This is a genomic window from Polyangiaceae bacterium, from assembly GCA_016715885.1.
In the GTDB taxonomy this organism is placed as follows: domain Bacteria; phylum Myxococcota_A; class Polyangia; order Polyangiales; family Polyangiaceae; genus Polyangium.
Genome location: JADJXL010000025.1, coordinates 987830 through 1012825 on the forward strand (window position 1 = coordinate 987830; position 24996 = coordinate 1012825).

15 protein-coding genes are annotated in these 24996 nt (G+C 60.7%); 10 read left to right on the forward strand and 5 right to left on the reverse strand.

Going from position 1 to position 24996, the window contains the following annotated elements:
* The first annotated feature begins 126 nt into the window (after positions 1–126).
* Positions 127–4590 (forward strand): translocation/assembly module TamB domain-containing protein, encoded by a 4464-nt coding sequence (locus tag IPM54_38995; GenBank protein MBK9265763.1) that lies wholly within the window; start codon positions 127–129, stop codon positions 4588–4590.
* A gap of 7 nt (positions 4591–4597) precedes the next feature.
* Here IPM54_38995 and IPM54_39000 read toward each other — a convergent pair whose 3' ends face one another.
* On the reverse strand, positions 4598–5404 hold the full coding sequence (locus IPM54_39000) for a PhnD/SsuA/transferrin family substrate-binding protein (GenBank protein MBK9265764.1): 807 nt from the start codon (positions 5402–5404) through the stop codon (positions 4598–4600).
* 174 nt (positions 5405–5578) lie between these two features.
* Between IPM54_39000 and IPM54_39005 the strand changes: the two genes are divergently transcribed.
* The 4 genes from IPM54_39005 to IPM54_39020 all read left to right on the forward strand — a co-directional run bounded on the left by IPM54_39005 (position 5579) and on the right by IPM54_39020 (position 11597).
* Positions 5579–8743 (forward strand): BamA/TamA family outer membrane protein, encoded by a 3165-nt coding sequence (locus IPM54_39005; protein MBK9265765.1) that lies wholly within the window; start codon positions 5579–5581, stop codon positions 8741–8743.
* A gap of 161 nt (positions 8744–8904) precedes the next feature.
* Entirely contained in the window at positions 8905–10032 is a 1128-nt protein-coding gene (gene recA, locus IPM54_39010; protein ID MBK9265766.1) for a recombinase RecA, read from the forward strand.
* Positions 10033–10082: 50 nt separating this feature from the next.
* On the forward strand, positions 10083–10574 hold the full coding sequence (locus IPM54_39015) for a histidine phosphatase family protein (protein MBK9265767.1): 492 nt from the start codon (positions 10083–10085) through the stop codon (positions 10572–10574).
* Between the two features lie 132 nt (positions 10575–10706).
* Complete coding sequence (locus tag IPM54_39020) at positions 10707–11597, forward strand: HDIG domain-containing protein (GenBank protein MBK9265768.1); 891 nt, start codon at positions 10707–10709, stop codon at positions 11595–11597.
* A gap of 53 nt (positions 11598–11650) precedes the next feature.
* Here IPM54_39020 and IPM54_39025 read toward each other — a convergent pair whose 3' ends face one another.
* Entirely contained in the window at positions 11651–12373 is a 723-nt protein-coding gene (locus IPM54_39025) for a hypothetical protein (GenBank protein ID MBK9265769.1), read from the reverse strand.
* Between IPM54_39025 and IPM54_39030 the strand changes: the two genes are divergently transcribed.
* Positions 12354–13793 carry a hypothetical protein gene (locus tag IPM54_39030; protein MBK9265770.1) on the forward strand — a complete coding sequence of 480 codons (1440 nt, stop codon included), beginning with the start codon at positions 12354–12356 and terminating at the stop codon, positions 13791–13793. The genes IPM54_39025 and IPM54_39030 overlap by 20 nt on opposite strands.
* A gap of 66 nt (positions 13794–13859) precedes the next feature.
* Positions 13860–17981, forward strand: coding sequence for a HEAT repeat domain-containing protein (locus tag IPM54_39035; GenBank protein ID MBK9265771.1), 4122 nt, complete (start codon positions 13860–13862; stop codon positions 17979–17981).
* Between the two features lie 182 nt (positions 17982–18163).
* On the opposite strand, the gene IPM54_39040 is transcribed toward IPM54_39035, so the two are convergent.
* Both IPM54_39040 and nhaR read right to left on the reverse strand, forming a co-directional pair.
* The gene (locus IPM54_39040) at positions 18164–20548 is read right to left on the reverse strand and encodes a glycosyl hydrolase (GenBank protein MBK9265772.1); all 2385 of its coding nucleotides are present in this window, start codon (positions 20546–20548) and stop codon (positions 18164–18166) included.
* A 168-nt stretch (positions 20549–20716) separates the two neighbouring features.
* Entirely contained in the window at positions 20717–21628 is a 912-nt protein-coding gene (gene nhaR, locus IPM54_39045) for a transcriptional activator NhaR (protein MBK9265773.1), read from the reverse strand.
* A 180-nt stretch (positions 21629–21808) separates the two neighbouring features.
* Between nhaR and IPM54_39050 the strand changes: the two genes are divergently transcribed.
* Positions 21809–22576 (forward strand): DUF1275 domain-containing protein, encoded by a 768-nt coding sequence (locus IPM54_39050; GenBank protein MBK9265774.1) that lies wholly within the window; start codon positions 21809–21811, stop codon positions 22574–22576.
* Positions 22576–23223 carry a carbonic anhydrase gene (locus IPM54_39055; GenBank protein ID MBK9265775.1) on the forward strand — a complete coding sequence of 216 codons (648 nt, stop codon included), beginning with the start codon at positions 22576–22578 and terminating at the stop codon, positions 23221–23223. Before IPM54_39050 ends, IPM54_39055 begins: the two co-directional genes overlap by 1 nt.
* A gap of 272 nt (positions 23224–23495) precedes the next feature.
* Here the strand turns inward: IPM54_39055 and IPM54_39060 are convergent, their stop codons facing one another.
* Entirely contained in the window at positions 23496–23774 is a 279-nt protein-coding gene (locus IPM54_39060) for a hypothetical protein (GenBank protein MBK9265776.1), read from the reverse strand.
* A gap of 150 nt (positions 23775–23924) precedes the next feature.
* On the opposite strand from IPM54_39060, the gene IPM54_39065 reads away from it, so the two are divergent.
* Positions 23925–24737 (forward strand): hypothetical protein, encoded by an 813-nt coding sequence (locus tag IPM54_39065; protein ID MBK9265777.1) that lies wholly within the window; start codon positions 23925–23927, stop codon positions 24735–24737.
* Positions 24738–24996: the final 259 nt, after the last annotated feature.

A 24996-nucleotide genomic window follows, 5' to 3' on the forward strand; every position in this document is an offset into this window, starting at 1 on the left:
CGTCATGGCTCGAAGATTCCTCGCACGTCTTGCATGTTTCAGGATTTTTTTGCGGCGTAAAGCGCGACTGCACATTCCGCCACCGACCCCGGCACGACGCACGGCGCTAAGGTAAGCTCGGAAGCCATGATCGGAGGAAGCGTTGCGACGAACCGGCGCACGACTCGGCAAGGACGCCGAGATCGTGGTCGCGTACTCGCGTTCGCACTCTGCATCGTGTTCGCACTCATCGGCGCACTCCCGCTCGCGCTCGGCGCACTCGTACGCCTCTCGCCCGTACGCGCGTGGGCTGCACGTAAAACCGCGGCTCTCATCGAACGCGAGCTCGGTGTTGCTGCGCGTTATCGAGTCTCCTTGCAGGCTTGGCCTCTCGCGATCGATCTCGAAGACGTCGTCGTCGATGCCGACGATGGAGGTAGCCCCGTTGCGACCATCGAACGCATCGGCATTCGGCCCCGACTCTTCTCACTCCTCAACGGCGAGCTCGACGTTGGAGAAGTCGAAGTCCTAGGGCCGCGATTGCGCTTCGTCGTGGCAAACGGCGAGCTTGCAAATTTGCACCCGAAACTGCCCGCCACGAGCGCGAGTGACGAACGCTCGACGCGCGCACCGTTCTCCGCACTGGCCGTCACGGACGCACGCATCGATGCAACCATCGAAGGCACTCGCATCGACACGCGCGAAGTCGACCTCGACGTCACCGCGGAAGAAGACGGCGCCTTTGAAATTGCCTTGCGCGCTGGGTTGTCCACGGTTGTCCGGACACACCCCATGCCGGGACGTCAGGACCACGAAGACATGGTCGATGAAGACACGCTGTGCCGCCTCGATGCACGCGTGCACGTCGATCACGCAGGCTTGACGATCCGCAGGCTGACGCTTCGTGGCGCCGCAGATTTCGATCCGGATGCCGGGACGAACCCTGGTTGTGCCCTCGCCCGAGAAGACGCTCGCAACGTCGAGCTGAACCTCGGCGCCTTCCGTGTCGACGTTCCGCTTTACGCAAGCTCGATTGCCCCTGCGCCGCAGCCTTCGGATGCGCCTCTGGCCATACCACCTCCGATGAGCGGCCGCGTGCGTACGCGTCTGCCCATCGCGCTCGCGCACCGATTCGTCGACTTGCCTTGGGTCACGGGCTCCGTGGGGCTCGATGTCGAAATCAAACACGACGGCTCGACGACCCTTCCGCATGTCTCCGGTCGCCTCGAAGCGACCGAGCCTGGACTGAGCGGCAAAGTCTTCGCCACGACGCTCGACGCCGATCTGTCGATTGCGGACGACGTCGTCCGGTTGTCCAAGGTGAACGTCACCTGGGCAAACGGGGAAGCCACGATCGGCGAAGCGAAGGTCGAACCGTTCGTCGCTGGCATACCGGCGTCCGCCGGTCCCGTCGATATCCGCAACATGAACCTCGAAGGGATCTTGCGCGACCTTGGCGTGCATCCGCAGTCGTGGATCACGTGGACGCTGGAAAAGGGTCACTTCGACAAGTTCAGCGGGACGATTTCTCCGCTTTCGCTCGAAGGTCCCATGGAGTTCGTCACAAAGAACTTCGAGATCTTCGATCGACCCACGACGGATCCAGCGCGTGGGCACATGCTCGCGCTCGCTGAGGCGAATCTGCGCGCCAACTTCATGGTTCGTCCCACGGGCATCATCATCGATGACCTGCTCATCGAAAGCCCGAAGTCGGTCCTGCGTTCGCGCGTTTCGCTCCAGTTTCGTAGTTATTTGGATGCCCAACTATTCGAGGGCACGCGGATCGATCTGTCGGAGCTGACGCCGCTCAAGAACATTCCGATGAGCGGCATCGCGGAAATTACGGCCATCGGACGAGGACCGTTCAGTCGCCCAAAGATCGAAGCCAACGGCTCGATCACGGACTTCAACTTTTCGATCTTTTCGTTTGGAGACGTCGAGCGCGCACGCATCTTCTTCGAACCGTTCGACATTCACGTCGTCGATGCGCATCTTCGCAAGGGCGACAGCAGGATCGCCGTTCCCAATGTGCACATCGATTTCGATGCCATCCCCGGCATCATCGTCGATGCGGACATCGACACGCGCGCGGCCCCCCATCTGTGGGCGCACGATTTTTACGACATCGTAGGAATCGGCGACGACCCTCGTTTTGCTGATCTCGACACGAATGCAAGCGGCACGGCGCGGCTGCATTTCGTCAGCGGCGGCCCCGAGGATCGTTGCGGCACGGGACGCCTTCGCGTGAAGACGAAGATGCATCTCGAACGCGCTTCGCTTTATGGCGAGCAGTTCGACGATGGTGACGCCGACGTCGACCTCGATTGGGACGACTTCGAAGCATCCGCGGCCGGCATGCGACTCGATGTCCATTCCGCGTCGCTTCGCAAAGGAGCGGGCACCGTCCTTGCCGGCGCGACGGTTCGTCCTGGCGGACGCGTGACGGGGCAAGCCATCGCGACGGGCATTCCCATCGATCGTGTCGACGCCCTCGGCCGCTGGGGCAAACCTTTCGATGGATCCATCTCGGGCGTCGCGGAGCTCTTTGGCACAGTCAGCCAGCTCGAGGCTCGTGCCGACGTGCGCATGACACCCATCCGCATCGGATCGGCTTCGCTCCCGGCGTCGCAGATGGACGTAGCGATGACCGCCGCAGGTTCGTCCGGCCGAACCATTGGATGGACGCGCTGCAGGAATCCGCGCACGGCCCCGTTCGATCGTGCCGAGTACGATCGCGACCTGTCTTCGGGCGATTTTCGCGTGAGCGGCAAGCTCGCCGGTGGCCAGATCGTGCTCGACGACGTCCGCATGACGCGGCAAAAGCACAAGGTCGTCACGGGCAGAGTCACGACGCAAGCGCTCGATCTTGGCGCTCTGGCGAACTTGCTTCCGGGTGTCGCGTTCAGTGCGACGCCGCCCCACGGCAAACTCGATGCGTCGTTCAACATCGCCAAACTCCCGTTCGACGATCTGGCGAGAACGCGCGTGTCGATGGCGCTCACGGCGCTCGAGCTCGAACGAGGTGGGCGTCGCGTTGCGCTTGCGGGCACGCCTGGGCCGATCCTCATCGACAACGACACGCTCACGCTGCCGAAGATTGCGCTCGTCGTGGATGTGGCCGGTGTGTCTGCGCCGGTCACCATCGAAGGCAACGTCGCGCGCCTCATTGCCGCACCCGAGCTCGATCTAGGCTTGCAGGTAGGGCCGCTCGATTTGTCGCACCTTTCCGCGGGGATTCCGTCGATTCATCGCGCACGAGGGTCCGTCGATGGAAACCTCCGCATCAAGGGCCCGCCGTCGGCGTTGCGCTACGGCGGATCGGCGCGCCTTCGCGATGGTGAGCTCGCGCTACGCGGTGTCCCCGTATCCATTGACGACGCGGATTTCGACGTCGCCGTGACGAGCAGCGAAGCGCGCATCTTGAAGGGCACCGCGAAGGTAGGCGGCGGCGAGATGAGCGTGACGGGACGCGTGCCGATTCGCGGGTTCGAGCTTGGCAAGGCCGAGGCATCCATCGTGATGCGCGGTGTGAAGGTCCCGCTTGCCGACGGGATCAACATGACCGCCGACGCGGACCTCGAAGCTTCGTTCAAGCCGTCGACGGGCGAGGACGAACCCGAAGGGAAAAACCTTCCGGAAATAAAAGGCTTGGTCACGCTCACGTCGTTCCTCTACTCGCGTCCCATCGCGCTCAGTTTGGACTTGAACCAACTCGCGAGTGGGACGAGGCGCACGACCGTGACGACGTACGATCCGAAGAACGACACGTTTCGCTTCGACGTGAACGTCGTTGCGCAGAAGCCCTTGCGGCTATCGAACAACCTCGTCGACATGCAGCTCGACATCGCGCCGCCGGGTCTTGCGCTTTCCGGGACGAACCAGCGTTATGGCGCGCGGGGCCTGCTCCGCATCCTGCCGGATTCGAAACTTCGTTTGAGAAGCAACGAATTCACGGTGCGTGAAGGCTTGGTTCGTTTCGACGATCCCTTGCGGTTGGCTCCGAAGGTGGACGTTCGAGCTCAAACGGAATATCGCCGGTATGCATCGACGGCTGGTGCGAGCACCGCGGCTGCCGACACGAGCACGAGTGCCGCTGCAACGGCGAGCCTTGGTCAGCAATGGCGCATCAACTTGTACGCGCACGGCGACGAGGAAAACCTCAAGCTCGATCTGACGAGCGAGCCGTCACTCAGTCAGGAAGACATCGTCTTGCTGTTGACGCTTGGGCTCACGCGCGCCGAGATGGACCGAGGTCTTGCTTCGTCACTTGGTGAAAGCGTGGGCCTCGAAGCGCTCGCAGCGATCACGGGTGCCGACAAAGCGGTCAAGACCATCGTGCCGATCATCGATGAATTCAGGTTTGGCACGTCGTACTCGTCGCGTACGGGACGAACAGAACCAACGGTGACGCTTGGCAAACGCATCACGGACGAGGTTCGTGCGACGGTCACGACGGGCATCACGGAGAACCGCGAGGTGCGTTCGAGCATCGAGTGGCGGCTTGGGCGCCGCATGATTTTGCAGGGCGCGTACGACAACACCAACGACGTCTCGAGCTCGCCGCTCGGCAACCTCGGCGCCGACCTTCGCTGGCGGATCGAGTTCGAGTGATCAGGTATTACGAAACCAAATCATCCAGAGCTGCGCGTACCGGGGTGAAGCTTTGTTCGCGTCCCGGCATCCAGCGCCTCAGCCCTTCGAGATCGAGCAAGCGTCGATGTTTCGGATTCGCATAGTTCATCTCGAGCAAGATCTTTCGGAACGCTTCGATCTTGTCCGGGGGCAGGCTTGGCAGAGCGTCGAAGATGCGCAGATCGAACGTGGGTGTCGTCCACAAGACGTCGAGCACGCGCAAGTCGATGCGCCCCGCAGCTTGCTCGGCTTGCCACACGAGGCTTCCGACGATGCCTGCTTGAGCGCGTCCTTCATGCACGGCAGCGAGCACATCGAGCTCACTCGATTGGGTGTCTCCGTGCTTGCCGATGTCGGTGTCGAAGGCCATGAGCTTGACTTGGCTGAGATCCACGCCGGCTTGTTTGAGGTAGTAGAGCGGCATGATGCGCGCTTGGGCCGAATCACGCGAACCGACGGCGAGCGTCTTGCCGTGCAGATCGGCCAGTTTTTTCACTATGATCTCGCGCCGGATCAGGATCTTCGCGCACGCGTCCCTGTCGCGATCGCGCATGACGACACCGATCACCTTCCCGTCGGTGCGTCTCTTCGCACGCACGTGCGAAATGCACGAGCTCCAAGAGATGTCGATGTGCCCGTGCAGGAGGGCCTCGAGTTGCCGCTCGTAGTTCGAGAACAGTGCGAAATCGATGGTGAGGCCGTGAGCTTGGAAGTGCTCTCGCATGCCCTCCCAGAAGGTCACGACCTTCGGGTCATAGGCGACGGCCCCAATCAGCATTGTCGAATCAGCCATGCCTTACCTGTTTTGCGAGCATCAGCGGCGGACGGTAGCATCGGGACGGGCGCCGACCCAAGGGCCGAGCGCCATGGCTCGCCAGTGCCTCACGTGCGTTCTTCGCGCCAAGTTTTTCCGTCGCTCGCTCTTCGCACGTTCAGCGCGCTGTGCCTACTCGCTTGTTCGACGGCAGTGAGACCGCTTCATGCGCAGACGCCGGGAGAACGCGCCGTCACATCGGGGGAAGAGCCACAAGGGGCGCTGGCCGTCCCAGTGCTCGGCCCCGCACCGGACATCCGTGCGCTCGTGGGCAAACCCATTCGGCGCGTCGAAATCGTTAGTACCGGCACACGTTTCCGCGCCGCGGCCCGCGTCGAAAGCGTTCGTCCAGGCGAACCTTTCGGAGCCGAAGCTTCTCGAAAAGCGATGCGCGAGCTGGGACAAACTGGGCAATTTGCCCGCATTTCCACAGAAGCCGTGCCCGAAAGCGGCGGCGTCGTCCTCCGCATCCACGTTTTACCGCGGCGCATCGTGTCATCCGTCCAGCTCGCCGGCGCCACACTCGACCGCTCCGCCACGCTCGACGCTGCACGCATTCGCGACGGCAGCGAAATCACCGAGCCCGCACTTGGTGAAATCACCGAACGCGTGCGCCGTTACTACGCCGAGCACGGGCATCCCAAAGCGAAAGTAACGGCCGACATCTCGGACACCGACGTCCCCACGCACGTGGTGCTCCGTCTCGACATCGATCCGGGCACACCACGCACCATCACGCGAAGGTTTTTCCAAGTTGCAAAGCCAATGGCGCGCGAACTCGGGGATGTCAGCGGCAAGTACCGCATGGGGATCGGTGCGCGCATCGACGAACCGCTGCTCGACGAAGCCGACCGCGAGCTTGCGGAGAGCTTGCGCGAAAGCGGTTTCTTACGCGCGCAGGTGAAGCACCAGGTTCGCGAATCGAACGGCGGCAGCGACCTCTACGTCGAAGTCGATCCTGGTCCACGCATCGTGCCCGTGTTCGAAGGCAATCACTCGATCGACAGCGTCGAGCTCGCGCTGACGATTACGCAAGTGAAGGGTTTGGAGCTCAAAACCCAGGACCTGATCGACAAACTCGTGCGGTACTACGTCGAGCGCGGTTTCTTGGACGCCACCGTGACGGCAACCGAGCGTGGCGGACCTAATGATCCCGTGCACCACATCGTGCTCACGATCGACGAAGGTTCTCGAGTACGCGTGGCCAAGCGCGTATTTCCTTGCTTGCCGAAGTCATGGAACCCCGAACAAGTCGGCCGCGAGATCGACAGCTTTCTCATCGAGGATCTGCCCGGCGAAAAGGGTTTCTCGCTCAAGGATCCCAACGCTGCGCTCTCGCTCTTCAGTCCTCGTACGGCCGGCCGACCCGTCGCGAAACCGCTCGATCTGAACCCCACCACGACATACGCCCCGGAGACCTACGAACGAGCGTTGAAGCACTTGCGGGACCTCGCATTCAGCAGGGGGTACTTGCACGCGAGCATCGGTCCGGTGTCCATCGATCGCGCCACATGCGATGCGCGTTCGCCCGCTGGGCAGTGCTTGCCGCTGCCGACGACGCCATTGGTCGCGCGTTGCTCGCTCGATCCCACAGGCCTACCCGTGCCCGAGTCCGAGCCTCCAACGTCGCTCTCGTGCCGCCCCGATCCACTGAAGCACATCGAGTGTTCGCGAGAGGTCACGCTTCGCATTCCGATGCACCTTGGACCTCAAACGATCCTTTACGACGTTGGGTTCGAGGGCAGCCGCGTCTTTTCCGAACGGCAAATGTTCGAGCTCACGCAGCTCGAGCTGGGAAAACCTCTGTCCACCATTGCGCTCGAAGCGGCGCGTTTGCGGCTCCTCGAAGCGTATCGGAACCGTGGATACGCGTACGCCGAAGTTGCCGCGACGATCGAGCCTTCCCCCGATCACACACGCGCTCGAGCTCGTTTTGCGATCACCGAGCGAGATCAAGTCATCGTCGGAGGGTTTGTCGTGCGCGGCGCCGTGCGCACGAGCGAAGAGCTCATCCTTCGTCGCCTCACGCTCACCGCTGGCAGTCCTTACGTCGAACGCGAAGCACGCACGAGTGAGCAACGCATCGGATCGCTCGGTACATTTTCCAGCGTATCGGTGGGCCTCGAAGATCCCGAGGTTCCGCAAAAGCAGAAGCGCGTCGTCATCACCGTCACCGAACAGATCACGCAGTACCTCGATCCACGCGTCGGTTTCTCGACCGGTGAGGGTTTGCGTTTTGCCGTCGAATACGGCCATCGCAACATCGGCGGCCTCGCCATCGCCCTCACGCTGCGCGTTCAGCTTTCGTACCTCTTCGACTTCATCGTGCTCGATCCTGGCGTACGCGCCGACTACGAACGCCTCAGCGTCGGGCAGCAACTCGAACGGCGAAACACGGCGTCTCTCACGTTTCCCGAAATCGGTCTCGGGCCACTCGTCAGCTTCTCGGTCGACGGCATCGACGTTCGCGACAACCAACGCGGCTTCGGTATTTCCCGACAAGCTCTCGTGCCGACCTTCGCTTACAGGCCAAGGCGCAACATCACCGTACGCCTGGGTGGTTCGGCCGAGGTGAACGAGATCGACGTCTTCAACGACACGGCCATTGATTCACCCATCATCCCGCTGCTTCGCGTTCCACGAGGCGAGACCGTTGCATTTTCAGGACGTCTCAACTTCGCGTGGGATGGCCGCAACAATGCTTTCGCCGCAACCAAAGGCGCGCTCGTTGCGCTCGGTTCCGAGTACGTCAACGCAATTCCCATCGGCGAAATCGCGTCCATCAACAGCAACTTCTTGCGTTTGTCCGGGCGCGTTGCGGGGTACTTCGAGCTTGCTTCCAAGGGTGGTCCGAGCGTCGCGATGAGCCTTGCGGCTGGCTACAACTGGCAACTGGGCGCGCAGAGCCAAACCTATCCAGATCGCCTGTTTTTCTTGGGTGGCGTGGACACCATCCGTGCGTTTCTCGCCGACGCCTTGGTACCCGAAGACGTTGCGCGCGGACTCGTGCAGAAGGGACAAACCACACGATCCGCCGTCTTGGCGAACGTGCCCGTTCGAGGTGGTGACTTGTCGATCAATCCGCGTCTCGAGCTGCGCGTGCCGCTGAACGACACGTTTCAAACGGGATTTTTCCTCGACGCGGGCAACTTGTGGAAGGAACCCTCCGCCATCGACTTCACGCTTCGCTACGCGCTCGGCGCGGGTTTGCGCATCCTCACGCCCGTTGGGCCCGTCGCACTCGATTACGGCATCAACTTGAATCGCCGCGAGTGGGAGGACTTTGGCGCGTTCCACTTCTCGATTGGGCTTTTCTGAGAATTTTCAACAGGTTAGCCTACATAGGACATACTCTGTCCGACCCATGAAATGTTCAGCTTGCCTCCTGAACAACTGGACAGTAAGCCTTGTCCCGACCAACGGTTCGTAGCGCCGAACGTAATGAAGTGCGCCCCAACCCCTGCCCTTTCGAGGACGTCATGAGCGACGACAAGAACAACAAGCAAAAGCAAGCGGCCCTGGATCTCGTCAAGGCGAGCATCGAAAAAGAGTACGGCAAGGGTGCGATCATGTGCCTCAAGGAGGGCCAAGCCCTTCATGACGAGGTCCCTGCCATTCCAACCGGCTCGCTCTCGCTCGACATTGCGCTCGGAATCGGTGGGTATCCTCGCGGTCGCATCATCGAGATCTACGGACCGGAATCGAGCGGCAAGACGACGCTCACGCTCCACGCGATCGCCAGCGCGCAAAGGGCCGGAGGCGTGGCCGCGTTCATCGATGCCGAACATGCCCTCGACGTCACGTACGCCAAGAAGCTCGGCGTGAAGACCGACGAGCTGCTCATTTCGCAGCCCGACTACGGCGAGCAGGCACTCGAGATCGCCGACATGCTCGTGCGATCCAACGCCGTCGACATGATCGTCATCGACTCGGTCGCCGCGCTCGTTCCCAAAGCCGAGATCGAAGGCGACATGGGCGACAGCCACGTCGGGTTGCAGGCCCGACTCATGAGCCAGGCGCTCCGCAAGCTCACCGGCACGGTGGCTCGATCCAACGTGCTGCTCATCTTCATCAACCAGATCCGCCAGAAGATCGGCGTGATGTTCGGAAATCCCGAAACCACGACGGGCGGCAATGCCCTCAAGTTCTACGCGTCGGTGCGTCTCGACATCCGCTCGATTGGCAAGATCAAGGAAACGGCAGCCGGCGGCAAAGAGCCGTCCGTCGTGGGCAATCGTACGCGCGTGAAGGTCGTGAAGAACAAGCTCGCGCCTCCCTTCCGCGAGGTGGAGTTCGACATTCTTTACGGACAAGGCATCAGCCACTCGGGCGATGTCATCGATCTCGCGGCCGAGGCGAACATCGTCGAGAAGAGTGGAGCTTGGTTCTCGTTCCAGAACGATCGCATCGGTCAGGGACGAGAGAACGCTCGGTCGTATCTCGAGCAGCATCCCGAAACGCTCGAAAAGATTGAAACGCTGGTGCTTGCCAAGCACGGCATCCGCCGGAACGCAAAAGCGGGCGAGCCCGCTCCGGCCGCGCCTGCCGCGACGGGGAAGAAGGGTTCCGAGGCTGCAGCGGGTCGAGCTCCTTCGAAGTCGAACTGACTCGTTCGCGCTTGCCTGTCCCCAGCCTCGCGCGTCAATCTCCGACGCCCATGCGCCTCTACATCATGCGGCACGGCCATGCGGCCGACTCATCGCCCACTGGGCGTGATCGCGATCGCCCTCTCACCGATGACGGCCGCCGCAACATCGAACGAGTCGGGGCGCTCTTGCGCGCGCACCATGGCGCCCAGTTGCCGTGGATTCTTTCGAGTACATACCTTCGTGCCGCCCAAACAGCCGAAATCATGGCTCGTTTCGTCGCTGATTCCGCGGTCCAGCTCGACCAGCATCAAGAGCTCGAAGCCGACGAACCTTTGCCCATGAGCATGTTGCGAGGGCTTGCCGAGCGCGATGTCGACACGCTCATCGTGGGTCATCATCCCATGGTCATCGCCATGCTGCGGATTCTCGTTCGGGACAGTGCGAAACTGCCGCTTGGTCTGCAACCTGGGATGCTCGTGGGCATCGAACGTACCAAGCGCGATGTTCCGTCTTCGCCCGTCGAGGGCACGTTCAACGTCTCCACGATTCTCAAGCCCTGACACGTTTTTTCACGACTCGACACGCACCGCGCTCCGCGCTAACCCCCCACGCTCCGACCTTTCGTCATCGAGTTTTACCGCGTGCACGAAAATTCCGATTCAAAGCCCAAAACGCCGGATCCCGAGCGAGCCATGAACGCCCTTGCTTGGGCGACCGAACGTGCTGAACGAGGGATCACCGCTCCGGTGCAACTTGCCGAAACGGACGACTTTCGTGCAGCCGCCGAACGTTTCCTTCCCGATGTTCGTCGTGCATTCGATCGCATCATCATGGCGCCCGATGCCGAGCTCGGCCTCGATTCGCTGCTCGAATGCGGTGCCCTTACGACCGTGCTTCCCGAGGTCAAAGCGCTCGTTGGGTTTGGCGACGGCGAGTGGCGGCACAAGGACGTCTGGAAACACACGAAGCAAGTCGTGAGGCAAGCCGTTCCGCGCATCGAGGTTCGATGGGCGGCGCTTTTGCACGACATTGGCAAGGTCAAGACGCGCACCATTTCGCCCGATGGCGAAGTGCACTTCTTTGGTCATGCCGAAGTGGGCGCTCGCATGTTCGACAGGCTCGATCGTCGCCTGCCGCTCTTCGCGCCCGAGCCTTCGCTGAAGAGCTCGGTCCGATTTCTCATCCTGCATCACCTGCGGGCAAGCCAATACGATCCCTCATGGACCGACAGCGCCGTGCGAAGGTTTGCCCGCGAAATGGGCGACGGCCTCGACGATCTCTTTGCGCTCTCGCGCGCGGACATCACGACGAAGCGTCCTGAAAAAAAGAAAAAAGGGCTTCGTCAAATCAGCGAGCTTGCCGAACGAGTGGAAAAACTTCGCGAGATCGACGCCATCGTGCCTCCGCTTCCGAGCGGCATTGGGGACGACATCATGAAGACATTCGGCATTCCGCCTTCGCGCAAGATCGGCGAGATCAAGAAGGCACTCGAAGCCGCCATCGACAGCGGCGAGATCCCTTCGCACGAGTGCAGCGAGTTTTACTTGCAGTTTTTGCGGGAAAACGCAGCGCGGTTTTTCTGACGCTGAATGGGGCACGATCATCGCGCCCCATTTCATTTCTGCTCCAACGAATTCTACTTCAGCCGAGCATCACAGCACTTGCAGCGTTTGGGCACGGTGTCCTTGTGATACACGGCGCCGCAGCGCCCGCACAAACGCGCGTCCCTTTCGAACTGAATCGGCTTGCCGCTCGCTTGGCACGGTTGACCCGTCACTTGAGGCATCTCGAGGGGCAGCGTTTCACCCGACATCGCCCCTTCTTTGTCGAGCCCGTTCATATCGACGCGCTCGACCAACTTCGGCATGCGCACGCGCGCTTCACGGAGCGTCTCACCAACGGCCTCACGAAGCGCCGGCAAAGGCATCACGATCGACAGGCCTGCACCTTTCACCGTGAGCGCTCGGCTATCGAGCAAGAGTTCCTTCACGGCGTACCAGGCAATTCGTTCGATCTCGGACGGTCCCTTTTCTGCCGCAACACCTGCATCGCCCACGCGTATGCATTCGGCCGCGCGAGGCCCGAAGAGCGCCGCGATCGCAAGCAGACCAGCGCCGCCCGCCATGAGCATCTTCGCCCACGGATGCGGACCCAGCTCTTCCGCTCGGAACCATTGTCCGTAGACACCTGCGCCAACCATCACCGCAGCAACCGAAAGCGCCACCATCGATGCGATCACGATCGGCGTTGCTTTGGGTTCGAACCGACGCTCGGAACGAGGATCGGATCGCAGTTTCAGCACGACCTCTTCCGCTTCGGATTGCGACTTCTTCGCCCGCTTGGTTTTTTCCGCTGCCATCGAGCCGCAAGCTCTATCGGATGCGCGGCCCGAACGCAAACCGCCGCGGTATCCTTTCCGCACCTTGCTCGGCCGATTCGCCACCTACGTCGTCCCCTTGCTTGCCGTCGCAGTGACAGTGACCGTGCTGCTCGGTCCGGGAGCAACGCGAAAAGCCGCGTTCGTCCGCGTGTACGGAAAGCCGACGCCGAGTACTCAAACGCTCGCGCTCCGCGTCGAAGGCGCCGAGCGCCTGTACGGAGTCGATGAAAAGGCCGCATTCGAAAACATCTCCGTCGAAGCAACCGACGCAGGCACGCCGCTCGAGCCCGTTCGTCTTTCTCTAGGCGCAGACGGCATCGGCGAAGTGCTGCTCAACGCGCCACGTCCGTTCACGGGCCCCATCTCACTGCGCGTCACGCACGGCGATCACGTCCTTGCTCACGGCAACATCGACCTCCATCACGCTCCGCCGAGCGAACGCTTCGTCCTTTCGCCGCTGAGTCTTCCGGGACAAACCTCGGGCAATCTCGAGATGTACGTCACCGTTCGTCGCGGCGCGCTCGCAGCACCGCTGCCCGACGTACTCGACATCCGAGTTGGTCTTGCCGAACACGTATCACCATCAAACCAAGGCTTTGACGGCATCGAGCTCGAAGCATCGGCTCCTGGGGCAAAAATCGAGCCGCGCAAGTTCGTCACGGATGAACACGGTACGGCGTCGATCGTCGTCACGCCCGAGGCGCATCACGTCGAGCTGACGATCACGGGCAAGCATCCGGGTCATGGTGATGGTCGATGGGAGGGCACGTTGCCGGTGATTCCTGGTGCGATTTGGATGGAGCCGGAGACGAAAAACGGTCTCGTGTTCGTCTCGCAAGCTCCGCGCGATCGCGTCTACGTGTCCGCGATGAACGAAACGGGGCGCATTTTCGGCGCGATCGTGCCGGTTTCTCCGGACGCACACCACATGTACCGAGGACGGCTCGACTTGCCCAAGCATGTGCAGGACGTCGCGACGCACGTCGTCGTTGCAGGTGATCCTCAGGAGCAAGGTGCGGCGACGGTTGCGTGGCCGCTGCGTTCGGGTGAAGTTGCACGAAGCTTGCAGCTCGAACGATTGCTCGATGGTGCAGCGGATGCCGAGCTGTTCGAGCGTGCGCGGGCATCGAAAGCGCGACGGGCGGCGCTGTGGGTGGTCGTTGCGGCGATGTTTGTCGTGGTACTCCTGATGCTCGTGCAGTCGCACCGTGCGCAAAGGCAACTCGAAGCGAATCTAGGGAGCGCGGCGGATGATGCTCCGTCGCAAGGACAAGGTGACCGCGCGCAAATCGTCGCTACTGCACGCCAAGAAAGTCCCGTGTTGCGTGTCGCGCTCGCTGTCGCACTGGTACTGCTCGCATTTGCGATGATTGGAGCGCTTTCGACGCTTGGTTGGTGATGAGCGCACGCGCGAAAGAGCGTCTTCGTAGCGGCCTTGCGCGCTTTTACGTGGTACTCTCGGCGCGTGCGCGCACACGTTCTTGCTGGGTGTTTGCTGCTCGGTTCGGCCCTTTTCAGCGCGGTTTGTCCGGGCCCGGAGGCTCTCGCGGCGGACTTCGATCCCACGGGGCGCACGCGCAAGCCCAAGCCTGGTCCGAGCAAACCGGTGAAGCCGAAGCCTGCGCCTTCGGGTGATGGAGGGGCGGCTGGCAAGGGGCCTTCGACGGATGCATTGATAACGCGTTACACGGCGATTGTGCTTTCGCAGCCGAGTGCGCCATTTCCACTGCAGAGGTTGTCGCAGCTTTATCGTGAACGCGACGGCAACATCAAAAAGCTCGTCGAGGAATTCGAGAAACGAGCTGCGGCGCCGGGAGCCGACGCATGGGCGTCCAAAGTGGCGCTCGCGGGCATTTACAAGATTGATGGCCGTCCCGAAGACGCCATCAAGATGTACCAAACCGCCATTGCGGAGCGTCCCAATGTACCGGATGCGATGCTGGCGCTTGCGCATCTCGAGTCCGAGCGTGGTGACAAATCGAATGCTCGCGCGACGTACGAAAAAGCATTGAAGCTTTTGAAACCTGGTCCGGATTGGGATCAAACGACGCGCACGCTGCTCGGATTGTGTCTCGATTTGAAAGATTACGAAGCGGCGAAGAAATACCATGAGTCGCTCATCAGGGTTTCGCAGGGGTCGCTCTTCGTCAAAGCGGAGCTTGGTCGCGAGCTTCTTTCTCGCGGGCTTTACGACAAAGCCGAAGTGGAATTCCGCGAATTGGTAAAAGCGGCCGCGGGTGATAACCGAGCGCTGGCGCCTGCATTGCGTGATCTTGGCCAAGTCTTGGCCAAACAGAAAAAAATGGACGAAGCTCTCGCGACGCTGAAGCGCGGGCTCGCCATTGCGGGAAGTGCAGCAGGCGTTCGTGCAGAGATTTTGCTCATCATGACCGATGCTTTCCGCGCCGAGGGAAAGTTGTCGGAGCTGATTCCCATTCTGGAAGCGGAAAAGCCGACGGATGCTCAGCGTCTCGCGACGCTTGGAGGGCTTTACGAAGAAACCGGCGACGTCGACAAGGCCATTGCGACCTATCGCAAGGTACTTTCAGCGGATACGCGTCAAATCGACGTGCGCTTGCGCCTCGTACATTTGCTGCAAACGGCGGGCGAGCTCGATGCTGCAATCAAGGAATACGAAGCGCTCATCAAGGCAGCGCCGGGCAATCCGGATTTCGTGTTCGAATTGTGCGAAACATTGATTCAGCGTGGCGATCGTCCGAAAGCATTGAAATTGCTCACGGAGCTCGAAGCGCGCGCAAATAGCGAACCCGAGATCCTCGCGGCCATTTCTGACTTTTACGAACGCGTCGAAGAGAAAGACCGAGCGCTCAAGGTTTTGCAAAAACTCGCGCAAAGCGCAGGCGGCGATCACACCTACGTGGTTGATCTCGGGGATCGTTATTATCAGGCGGGCGACAAGAAAAAGGCGCTCGAAACGTGGGCGCGCATCAAACAAATCATTCCCAATCGCGCCAGAGCAGCCAGTGTTCTGGGCGAAGTGTACCTGGATCACGACATGCCGCTCGAAGCGCTCGCCGCAATGCGAGAAGCCGTGCAGCTCGAGCCAAACAATGTGCGGTACAAGAAAAGCCTGGCCATTGCCATTGAACGAACAGCCGCGTCGCTCGGGAGCGCTCCGCAGCGTTACGCAGAAGCGCGTCAAATTTGGGAAGAGCTGCTCACGAGCGCCGGTGATACGGACAAACTCCTCGCGCGCGAAGCACGAACGCACATCGTGACGTTATGGTCATTGGCGCACGAGCTTCCAAGTCGCGTGGGGCCCTTGCAAACGCGTTTTCAAATGACACCGCCGGACATCGAAGCGGGACGGCTTCTTGCCGAAGTGCAGCGCCGATTGCATCGATTGCCCGAAGCCGAAGCGACACTGCGCAAAGTCACGCAGCTTGCTCCCGGCGACGAAGAATCGCTCTTGGCGCTCGAACGAATTCTCGTCATGCAGCAGAACTTGCTGGGCGCCATCGATGTCCTGGCCAAGCTCGTCGAGGTCAATCCGAAACGAGCGCGTGAATTTTACCAGCGAATGGCGCAATACGCGGCCGAGCTGTATCGCGACGACGACGCGATACGGTATGCGGCGAAAGCCGTGGAATTGTCTCCCGAAGATGCGAATGGTCATCAAAAGCTCGGGGATATGTACCGGCGTCGTCAGGATTTCGTGCACGCCATTGGTGAATACAGGCAAGCCATTGCGAAAAACGACCGACTGTTCCCAGTGTATTTCGATTTGGCCGAGCTTCTCCTTTCGAGCGGCCAAGTGGACGAAGCGGATCGGCTATTCCGTCGCGTGGTTCGATCGAGCCCCGACGAGGAGCTCGTGGCGCGTGCGGCGCGGTTGAGCATGCAAATCAATTTGGGCAAAAACACGCTCGACACGCTCGAACGAGAATTGTTGCCCGTCGCCGTCGGCAACCCGCAAAAGCCCATTTATCGACGGCTCTTGGTCGAGCTGTATGGCACGATGACATTGCCGCTCGTGCAGAAAGCTCGGCATGAAGGGGGTTCGTCGCCGGCTGCCACGACGGCCAAAGCGGAGCTCGCGAAGATTGGATCGCGTGCAGTAAAACCGCTTTTGGATGCGCTCTCCGACGACAAGGAATCACAACAAAGAATCGCCATCGAAGTTTTGGCATACGTGCAAAACAAGAGCGCGGGACCTGCACTTTACAATTATGCGACGGGACAAGCGGACAAGACGCTGCGCGTACGTGCGATGATTGCGTGCGGCGCATTGCGCGATCCGGCGATTTTGCCGAAATACGAATCGATGCTTGCGCCCAAAGATGCAGGTTCGGCGATCTTGCCGAGCGACGCGATTGCGGTGGCTGCTGCGTGGGGCGTTGCGCGCATGGGCGACAAGAAGGCAGAGCCGCTATTGGTCAAACTATTGTCTTCTAGTTCCCCTGAAATTCGAGGGGTTGCGGCGCTGGGTTTGGGCCTCACGCACGATAAAAAATATGCGCCGCAATTGTCGACGCTCGCGCGAGCGCCCGAAGCGGGCGCGGCCGCACGCGCGGCAGCCGTGCATGCACTTGCGGAAATGGGCGCCGTGCAGGCGAACGACATGCAATTGCTCGTCGCGCTTGCCGATTCCAATGATCCGCTCCTTCGCCAAGCGGCGCTCATTGCGCTCGCACGTTTGGCCAAAGGAATGGACGCGGGACAAACCACCGCCATTGCAGATTCCATTGCGGCAAACCTTTTTTCCACCGATGAATCGATGCGGCAAACCGCGGCCTCCGCCGCGACGTCTTTGGCCACGAAAAACTTCACGCGTACGGGTGACGCGCTCCCGGTGCCCACGGGATCCCTATCGATGCGCGAGATCCTCGCGGGACTCGCCGCGGATCCTCCTCGGGCGCCCGATCGCGCTCGCGCCGTCGTGACGCTCGGCCCATCGCTCGAACGAGCAGCCATTGCAGCTGCATCGACGTCGCCCGATCGAGCTCGCGTCGTTGCAGACGCATTGCTCGCGGGCGGAACGACGCCGACGCTCGCGCCATTGATTGATGCCGACGATGTGCTCGAACCGTCCGTGAAAAAGCCTGCAGCCGATACGATCGAGCGCATTGGAGCCGCGGTCGTTCCAGCATTCGTTGCGCTCGTCCGGCACCCGGCCATCGAAGTGCGCACGCGGGCGGTCGAATTGCTTGCTCGACGTCCCGAAAAGGAAGCGCAGTCGGCGATTGTCGATGCGCTCTCCGATCCTGAAGAGAGCGTTCGTCGGGCAGTGCTTTCAGCCATTGGCAACGTAAAGGACGCGGACACGTTGGCAGCGGTTGCGAAGGTGGGTCGCGAGGCGCAAAGCTGGCCATTGCGCGTGCGAGCAGCCGAAGCATTGGGGCGACTCGGGGCAGGGGCGGATTCGAAGATGGCGGCGGAAACGCTGGCGACGATGGCAAAAATGGACGACTACGCGCTCGTGCGCGAGCCTGCGTTGCGATCGCTGGTGGCGCTCGACAAAGCTGCGGCGGAGCCGGTTTTGCGTGAGCTTGCGGAGAAGGACCCGGAGCCGCGTATTCGGGCGATTGCTGGGGAGTTATTGGGGGCGAAACCCGCGGCGCAATGAGGCGGACTCCGAGGATGTCGGCCCCGGTCGAAATCCTGGTTTTTTCGTTCCTCACGGTCCCCCTGAACGCGCCCGCTGCGCGGGCTCAAACAGCAGGAACCACCGCGAGGAACGAAAAAACCAGGACTTCTCCCTCTACAAGGTGTCAGTCGGTCGCGATTTAGGCGAAGTTGGGCACGCCATTACGGCGCCAAAATGACCGCTCCCCTCGCGGGAATCGTCACGCTCGTTTGACCTCCCGCGCCCACGGTCACATTCGGCCCGCCCATGGCGTCTTTCAATACCGTTCCCTGGACAAACCCCACTCTGCTCGCGTCGATCATCACGGTTTGCGGCGTTGCCATGCGCGTGATTCCCACGAGCGCGCTTTGACCGGGCGCAATGGATCGCCCATACACCAGCGTATTTTCGTCCAGCCCAATCAGCCCGTGCACTTGCACGTATTTGCCGCGACGTAGTGCTGCGATGTTTTGCTTTGCAGTGCCGACTTTACGTATGAAGGAGAGCGTCGCGGCTTCATCCGCCGACAAACTCGATTCTGGACGCCACATCAATCGATTGTTCGGATCGGCTCCACCCCATTGTCCATATTCGTCACCGTAATAAAGCAGAGGTGCGCCGGGAAGCCCAAGCACCCACGCATGCGCAATTCGCGTACGCCAATAAGGCTCGACGTCGCCCGGAGCCTGCGCGATGTCGTTCCATTGATTGCCCGGAATGCCGCGATCGTGGGCTCCGTCTTGGCCGCGATAATCCGCCAAGGAAACGAACCTGGGCGTGTCGTGGCTGCCAATGTAAGGCGTCATGATTGCATTTTGAGGCCACCTTTTTTGCCCATGATCGACCCAATAATCGGCGTGAATCATGCCTTTGTCGCCATAAGCAAACGTACGGTACGAAACGCCATGATAGAGGACGAAATCGAATTGTCCATCGAGGCCAAACGGGCCGACGTACTTGGCGATCGTGTCGTAATTCTGGGCATTGCAGTCGCTTTGCTCGCCATTGCAATCGTCCCATCCCATGGCGGTTTCGCCCATGAGGAAGTACCGCGTGCCGCCTTTTTCGAATTGCTCGCGGACTTCGACTGAAACGTTGCGCGTCGCCGCTTCGGGAACGTGCTTGACGGCGTCTACGCGCAAGCCATCCAAGTCGAAGGTGTCGAGCCACCAAATGGCGTCGTCGACGAAAGCTTGGCTCGCCTCGGGATTCGTGAAATCGATGTTCGGCAAGTATTCCGTGAACTTGCAGTCGAGCGCGTGTTCGGTCCAATCGCATCCAGCAGTCCCGCAAACGCAACCGTTCAAAATGAACCACTCCGGATGAGCTTGAATGTATTCGTGATCCGAGTGCACGTGATGAATGACGTAATCCTGGAGCACCCTGATTCCGTGTTTATGGGCTTCGACGACCATGTCCTTCAATGCTTGTTCGCCGCCGATCCGCGGATCGACTTCGCGGCCCTTGATGGGCCAATATCCATGATAGCCGGTGACCAAATGAACGCCGTCGCCGGCAAGGTACGCTCCTGGTGGGTTTGTCCCAAATGGAGTCACCCAGATGGCTCGAACACCGAGTTTGTCCAGGGTTCCATCCGCGATTGATTGGGTTAGTCCCTGCAAATCGCCGCCTTGCCAGTCACCTCGAACGTCCGCGCCAGGCGTGGGAGCCGCGTTGTTGCTGGGATCCCCGTCGCGATATCGATCCGCCATGACCATGTAAATGATGGCATCGTTCCACGCGAACGTTTCTTGCTCGACCCAGAATATCAGCCTCGTCGCTTCGCTCGTCTTGCCACTTTTCGTCTTGCCTGTCGCGACGACCGTGTATTTGCCATCTTCGAGGTCTTTGAGCGATATCGTGACTTTGCCGCTTGCATCGACCGTGAATTGTCCTGCCGAAAGAGGCGTGCTCGCGCCATCATGCAAAAGTGAAGCAGTAAAACCGCCGGTATCGGGTCCGCCGCCATCGACACCGTCTCGATATTCGAGCTCCGCACTGTATGTCCCCTGCCCCGCCGCGGGCCTGGAAGCTTGGCTTTTTGTTACATCGAACGATGGTCTGCTGCAATCGGGTACTTTGATTGCCGAATTTTCAGTACCGCCCAGGTATTTACGGCGACCTTGTGATGGATCGAAAATCCATTGCGTTTGTCCGCCTGCATCATAAACAATTTTGTAGGCCCATAGCCCTGGAGGTAGATTCACCGTAACGCTGTAGATGCCGCCTTTGGCCATCATGACGGGGGACGTCCCAAGGTCGAATCCGTGCCATTCGCCGGCAATGCGGACATTTTGCGCGGCTCCGGATGGCAAATACGTAAATGTCGTGGGGCATTCGAGGCCCGGTGGGGCGCCTCCGCTGCCACCAGTTCCACTCGATGAACTGCTGCTGCCACTGCTGCTGCTGCTCGCGCTACTGCTCCCACTGACGCTCGCGCCTCCAGCGAATCCCCCCGCGCCTTGTGGAGGTTCCGAGGTGGGGCCCGCGCAGCCGAAAGGCAGGGCAAGAGCAATGATGGCATAAGGCAAGGCGGTGAGATGCGGATCGGGGCGAAGCGATTTCATTTGAGCGTCGAGGATACACGAGATCGGTGGCGGATGTCGAGGGCCAATCCGTCATGCGGTGCGTTTCGCTCTTCGGATGGCGACGGCGTCGCGAAACGTCGTGAATCGAAGCGCAACCGAAAAGCAGGCCCTCAGCCGATTCCCAGCTTTTTCTCGAGCTCACGACGTTCACATCATGCTCTTCGCAAACAAACCTTTTCGCGCAGCCTCCGAAATGGCGACGACGGCCGGATGCACGAGACGCCGCTCGACCGATATCGCATAAAATTGTTCCTTCACTTCGCGCGTTCGTCCAACGATCTCCACCCGGTATTGCGCCATCACCTCCTTTTCGACCACGGTCGCTGCAGGAAAAAGCCCATAACCGTCCCCTCCGAAAACCTTCAAAAGCGCACTGTCCTCGAATTCCGCAACCACCCGCGGCTTGATGTCGTGCTGATCGAACCATTGATTGAGCGATCGTCGCAGCGTCGTGTTCTCGAAGGGTAAAAGCATGGGCGCACCATCGAGCGACCCAGGAAAACCTCGCTTGTACTCGGCCGTGAGCGCTTCGGTGCCAAAAAAACTCACGTCGCTCGTCCCAAGCAAATGATTGAATGCCCGTACGCTCGATCCCGGCGGCACCGGCGCATCCGAAATGACGATGTCCAGCGAATGCAGCGCCAAGTCCGCCAATAACTTCTCGTACGAATCCTCCTGGCACGAAAGCCGCACTCGCTCGGGCAGCTCGAGCGCCGGGGTCAAAAGCCGGCGAATCACGAGCTTCGGCAACACATCCACCACACCCACATCCAAACGCAGCGGCTGCCCGGTCGATCGTCCCTTCACCGTGTCGATCATTTCCCGGCCCAGCGTGAATATCTCGTCCGCGTACCGAAATACGATCCTTCCCATTTCCGTCAGCGCCAACTTGCGCCCCGTCTTCACGAAAAGCTTTTCTCCAAGCTGGTTTTCGAGCGCATGAATTTGCGCGCTCACCGTGGGGTGCGACAACCGCAAGAGCTTCGCTGCCGGCACGAGCCCTCCCTCACGTGCAACGACCCAAAAGTACAGCAGATGGTGATAGTTGACCCACTCCATGCCCGAGTATGTGTAGGTTTCGTCTACATGTCACGTAGAAATTACGTCATGGTCTACACGACCTTTGCGCGTTAGTTTCGCCCGCATGACCGGAACAGCTCACCAGCCGAAAAGAAATCCAGGCTGGCGATCGTGGCTTGTTGGTGGAGTGCTTGTCGCTTGGCCTTTCAAGGGGGACCCATGTCTGTCGTGATGCATTCGCAGTCGGAAGTTTTGTCGATTCGACATGGAGTAAGTTGGGCGCTGCTCGCGCTGGCTGCTGGAGCGGTCAATGCGGGCGCGTTCATTGCGTCGGGGCGATTCGTTTCACACGTGACCGGCATCGTGACGAACGTCGGGCTCGACGTTGGTTTATGGGCGCTCATGGCCGAATACGGCCTCGTGCTCGTGTCGTTCATTGGCGGCGCAATGGCGTCCGTGCTCTTGCTCCAGGGGCGTGCGTATCGCGGAAAACGCCCGCTTCATGCAGTGGCGCTGGGTCTCGTTGCCGTCGTGCTCGCGGCCGCAGCCATTGCGGGGCATTTCGGCGTATTTGGCGTATCGGGCGGGCAAGTCGAAGAAACGACGGATTTTGCGTTGCTCTGCACCCTCGCATTCGCCATGGGACTCATGAATGCCAGCGTGGCTTCGAGCACGGCGCTTGCCGTACGCACGACCCATGCAACCGGTCCTCTCACGGACTTTGGCGTGCACTTGGCGACGGCGTGGCTCACGACGGGCGAAGAACGGAAAAAGTCGCTTCAGCTCGCGGCATTGCGTGGGAGCAAAGTCGCCGCATTCGGTATGGGCGCCGCGCTGATGGTGCCTGCCATGAAGACGCTCGGCTTTCTCGCATTCGCGTTTCCGGCGTTCATCGTGCTCGTCGCGACGGCACGTAGTTTTGCACCACATGCGCTCGACGTACCGCTCGTCGTCATGCCGGCGCCTCAGAAGAAAGGAATGCACTGATGACAAGCACGACGCCTCGTCGCTCCGTACACTTTCAAGACGCGCTCGACCGTTTGCGATCGGGCAACCAGCGCTTCGTGCACAACGTTCGCAGCGTCGAAGCGCTGGCCAGCCAATCGCGGCGCGACGCATTGATTCAGGGCCAGGCCCCATTTGCGATCGTTTTGTCCTGCTCGGATTCACGCGTGCCATCGGAGCTGGTCTTCGATTGCGGTTTGGGCGATCTTTTCGTCGTCCGTGTCGCGGGCAATATCGTCGCTCCCTCCATCGTGGGCAGCGTCGAATTCGCCGCCGCGACGTTTGGCACCGAGCTCGTCGTCGTCATGGGACACTCGCGTTGCGGCGCCATATCCGCGACGATCGACGCGCTCGTTCATGGCACCAAAGCATCCTCCGAGAACGTACGTGACATCGTCGATCGCATCTCGCCTTCAATTGCCGAGCTCGTGCGTGAAGGGCGTCCCGATGCGGCATCCCTCGCCGCCGCAGCGACGCGCGCCAACATCCGCGCGTCGGTCAATCATCTCCGGCACGGCAGCCGCGTTCTGGAGCAACGCATTGCCGAAGGACGGCTATGCGTCATCGGCGCCGAATATGCCATCGAAACGGGTCGCGTCGATGTGTTCGACGTTGGGCAGGCATATTGAGTGGCTTGTGTTCGGGGAATCCATCGTAGAAGACCACGCGGCGGGTTGAAACCCGCCGCTACACATTGAAAAGTCCTCGCGCTACCGCGCTCGGACTGGCGTCATCATGCATTGTGAGAATTGGTATCTGCTGCGAAATCGTTGGGGATTCACAATGATGACCCTAAACCACACAACGCCAGTCCCGAACGGTAGTGAGGGACTTTTTATCGTGTAGCGCGGGGTTTTAACCCCGCGCGTGCGTGCGGTGCAGCCAAAGTCCCGCCGTCGAATCAACCCATCCCCAGCTTTTTCTCGAGCGCCTCGACCGTGTTTTTCGCTTCCAAAAGCGAGCACTTCGTGGCTTCGCGATAGAACTTGATCGCCTCGATCTTGTTGCCTTTTCGGAGCGCCTCGACGACCCCGTGAGGAACGCCCGCGGCGGCGCCCGACGGCGCGTGCGGCATATTGCCGGCCATGGGCAAAACGAGCACGGCGTGACAATAATGGCACGTGGGTGATCCTGCCCGAGCTGGCGCGCCGCAGTGACTACATTGCAAGATGGCATTCATCGCGCACGACGATACCACGGATCGCGCGAACCCATCTCGACAATATCATGCCCAGGCAGCACAACCCCGTTGACGCCGACCCGCAAAAGTGAGATCGGTGACGGGTATGGACGAGCGGTAGTCATGCCGCGTCGCGGAGGGAGAATGGTCATGGTCAAAGCGGTTCAGACGATTGTTGCAACGACGGCGCTCTTCGTTGCCGCGTGCAACATGGGCTCTTCGGACGTCAAACCCACGACCGAGACGAAAAGCGCGGCTACTCCAGAAGCAAAGGCCACGAATGCCGCTCCTGCAAATGCGCCAGCGAATGTTCCTGCAACGGCAAAGGCGAATGCAGCCGTAGCCACCGCCCAGCCCGCAACGGGCACCCAACCGGCGGTCGCCACTCCGCAGCAACAAACCTACCCACTCGACGCCATCAAAGCCGTGGCGGACGATTGCACATCGCCGCAAGTGCTCCTCGCGACGGCACCCAAATCCGTCGGGCCCGATTATGCGTGGCACGTGACGCGCCAAGCCATGCTCGCCAATCAGCAATTCAAAGTGGTCAACTACATGCCAACGCTTCCGGGCGAAGTATACATTGGGCCCTATGGCTACACCGATGGAGCCTTTGCATTGGTTGCGCGATGCAGCGACGGCGCCACGTGCAATCGACTTGCGGCGATGTACAAGGCCATCGTGCGATCGAGCAGGCCGCAGGTCGTTTGTGGTACGCCCATTCAGGGCATTTCGTCGACGCCCATTGGCTCGTTCCGCTGGGACGCGGATCCCAAAGCAAACTTGCCTCGAGACGGCGAGCTCCAAGCATTGTGCGCACGCCTCAGCGCCTGCACCATTGCATCCGATCAATCCACGCCTGGCGATCCCTTCCTCGATTGCCAAAAAGCGCCCGCCAAATTCAAGACCGATTGCGCCAAACGATACCCTTGCGCCGAAGTCATTGCCTGCGCAGGCAAATGAATTACGCGCGCTCAGCGCGCTAACGTTTCACGCAGCGATCGCCCCGCCGAAAACGGCTTCTTGGAGACCGTTGCGCGAGCGATCCAGCCTTGTGCAGAGCTCGATGGGCCGCGTGATCAAGTGATCCGGGGCGAACTCGATGTCTCGGCAAGCGTGGTCCGGGTGTGCAGCGCGCAAAAGCGGCCGCCGAAAGTGGTTGGAAGCGGCGAATTGGTGAAGATGCAGGCACTGATGGGATTTCAGGCACAGATGGTATTTT

What these genes read in the sequence shown, in the direction of transcription:
- IPM54_38995 (MBK9265763.1), top strand. Translation starts at nt 127, where the DNA reads ATGATCGGAGGAAGCGTTGCGACGAACCGGCGCACGACTCGGCAAGGA.
- IPM54_39000 (MBK9265764.1), bottom strand. Translation starts at nt 5,404, where the DNA reads ATGGCTGATTCGACAATGCTGATTGGGGCCGTCGCCTATGACCCGAAG.
- recA (MBK9265766.1), top strand. Translation starts at nt 8,905, where the DNA reads ATGAGCGACGACAAGAACAACAAGCAAAAGCAAGCGGCCCTGGATCTC.
- IPM54_39015 (MBK9265767.1), top strand. Translation starts at nt 10,083, where the DNA reads ATGCGCCTCTACATCATGCGGCACGGCCATGCGGCCGACTCATCGCCC.
- IPM54_39020 (MBK9265768.1), top strand. Translation starts at nt 10,707, where the DNA reads ATGAACGCCCTTGCTTGGGCGACCGAACGTGCTGAACGAGGGATCACC.
- IPM54_39025 (MBK9265769.1), bottom strand. Translation starts at nt 12,373, where the DNA reads ATGGCAGCGGAAAAAACCAAGCGGGCGAAGAAGTCGCAATCCGAAGCG.
- IPM54_39040 (MBK9265772.1), bottom strand. Translation starts at nt 20,548, where the DNA reads ATGAAATCGCTTCGCCCCGATCCGCATCTCACCGCCTTGCCTTATGCC.
- nhaR (MBK9265773.1), bottom strand. Translation starts at nt 21,628, where the DNA reads ATGGAGTGGGTCAACTATCACCATCTGCTGTACTTTTGGGTCGTTGCA.
- IPM54_39050 (MBK9265774.1), top strand. Translation starts at nt 21,809, where the DNA reads ATGTCTGTCGTGATGCATTCGCAGTCGGAAGTTTTGTCGATTCGACAT.
- IPM54_39055 (MBK9265775.1), top strand. Translation starts at nt 22,576, where the DNA reads ATGACAAGCACGACGCCTCGTCGCTCCGTACACTTTCAAGACGCGCTC.
- IPM54_39060 (MBK9265776.1), bottom strand. Translation starts at nt 23,774, where the DNA reads ATGAATGCCATCTTGCAATGTAGTCACTGCGGCGCGCCAGCTCGGGCA.
- IPM54_39065 (MBK9265777.1), top strand. Translation starts at nt 23,925, where the DNA reads ATGGTCAAAGCGGTTCAGACGATTGTTGCAACGACGGCGCTCTTCGTT.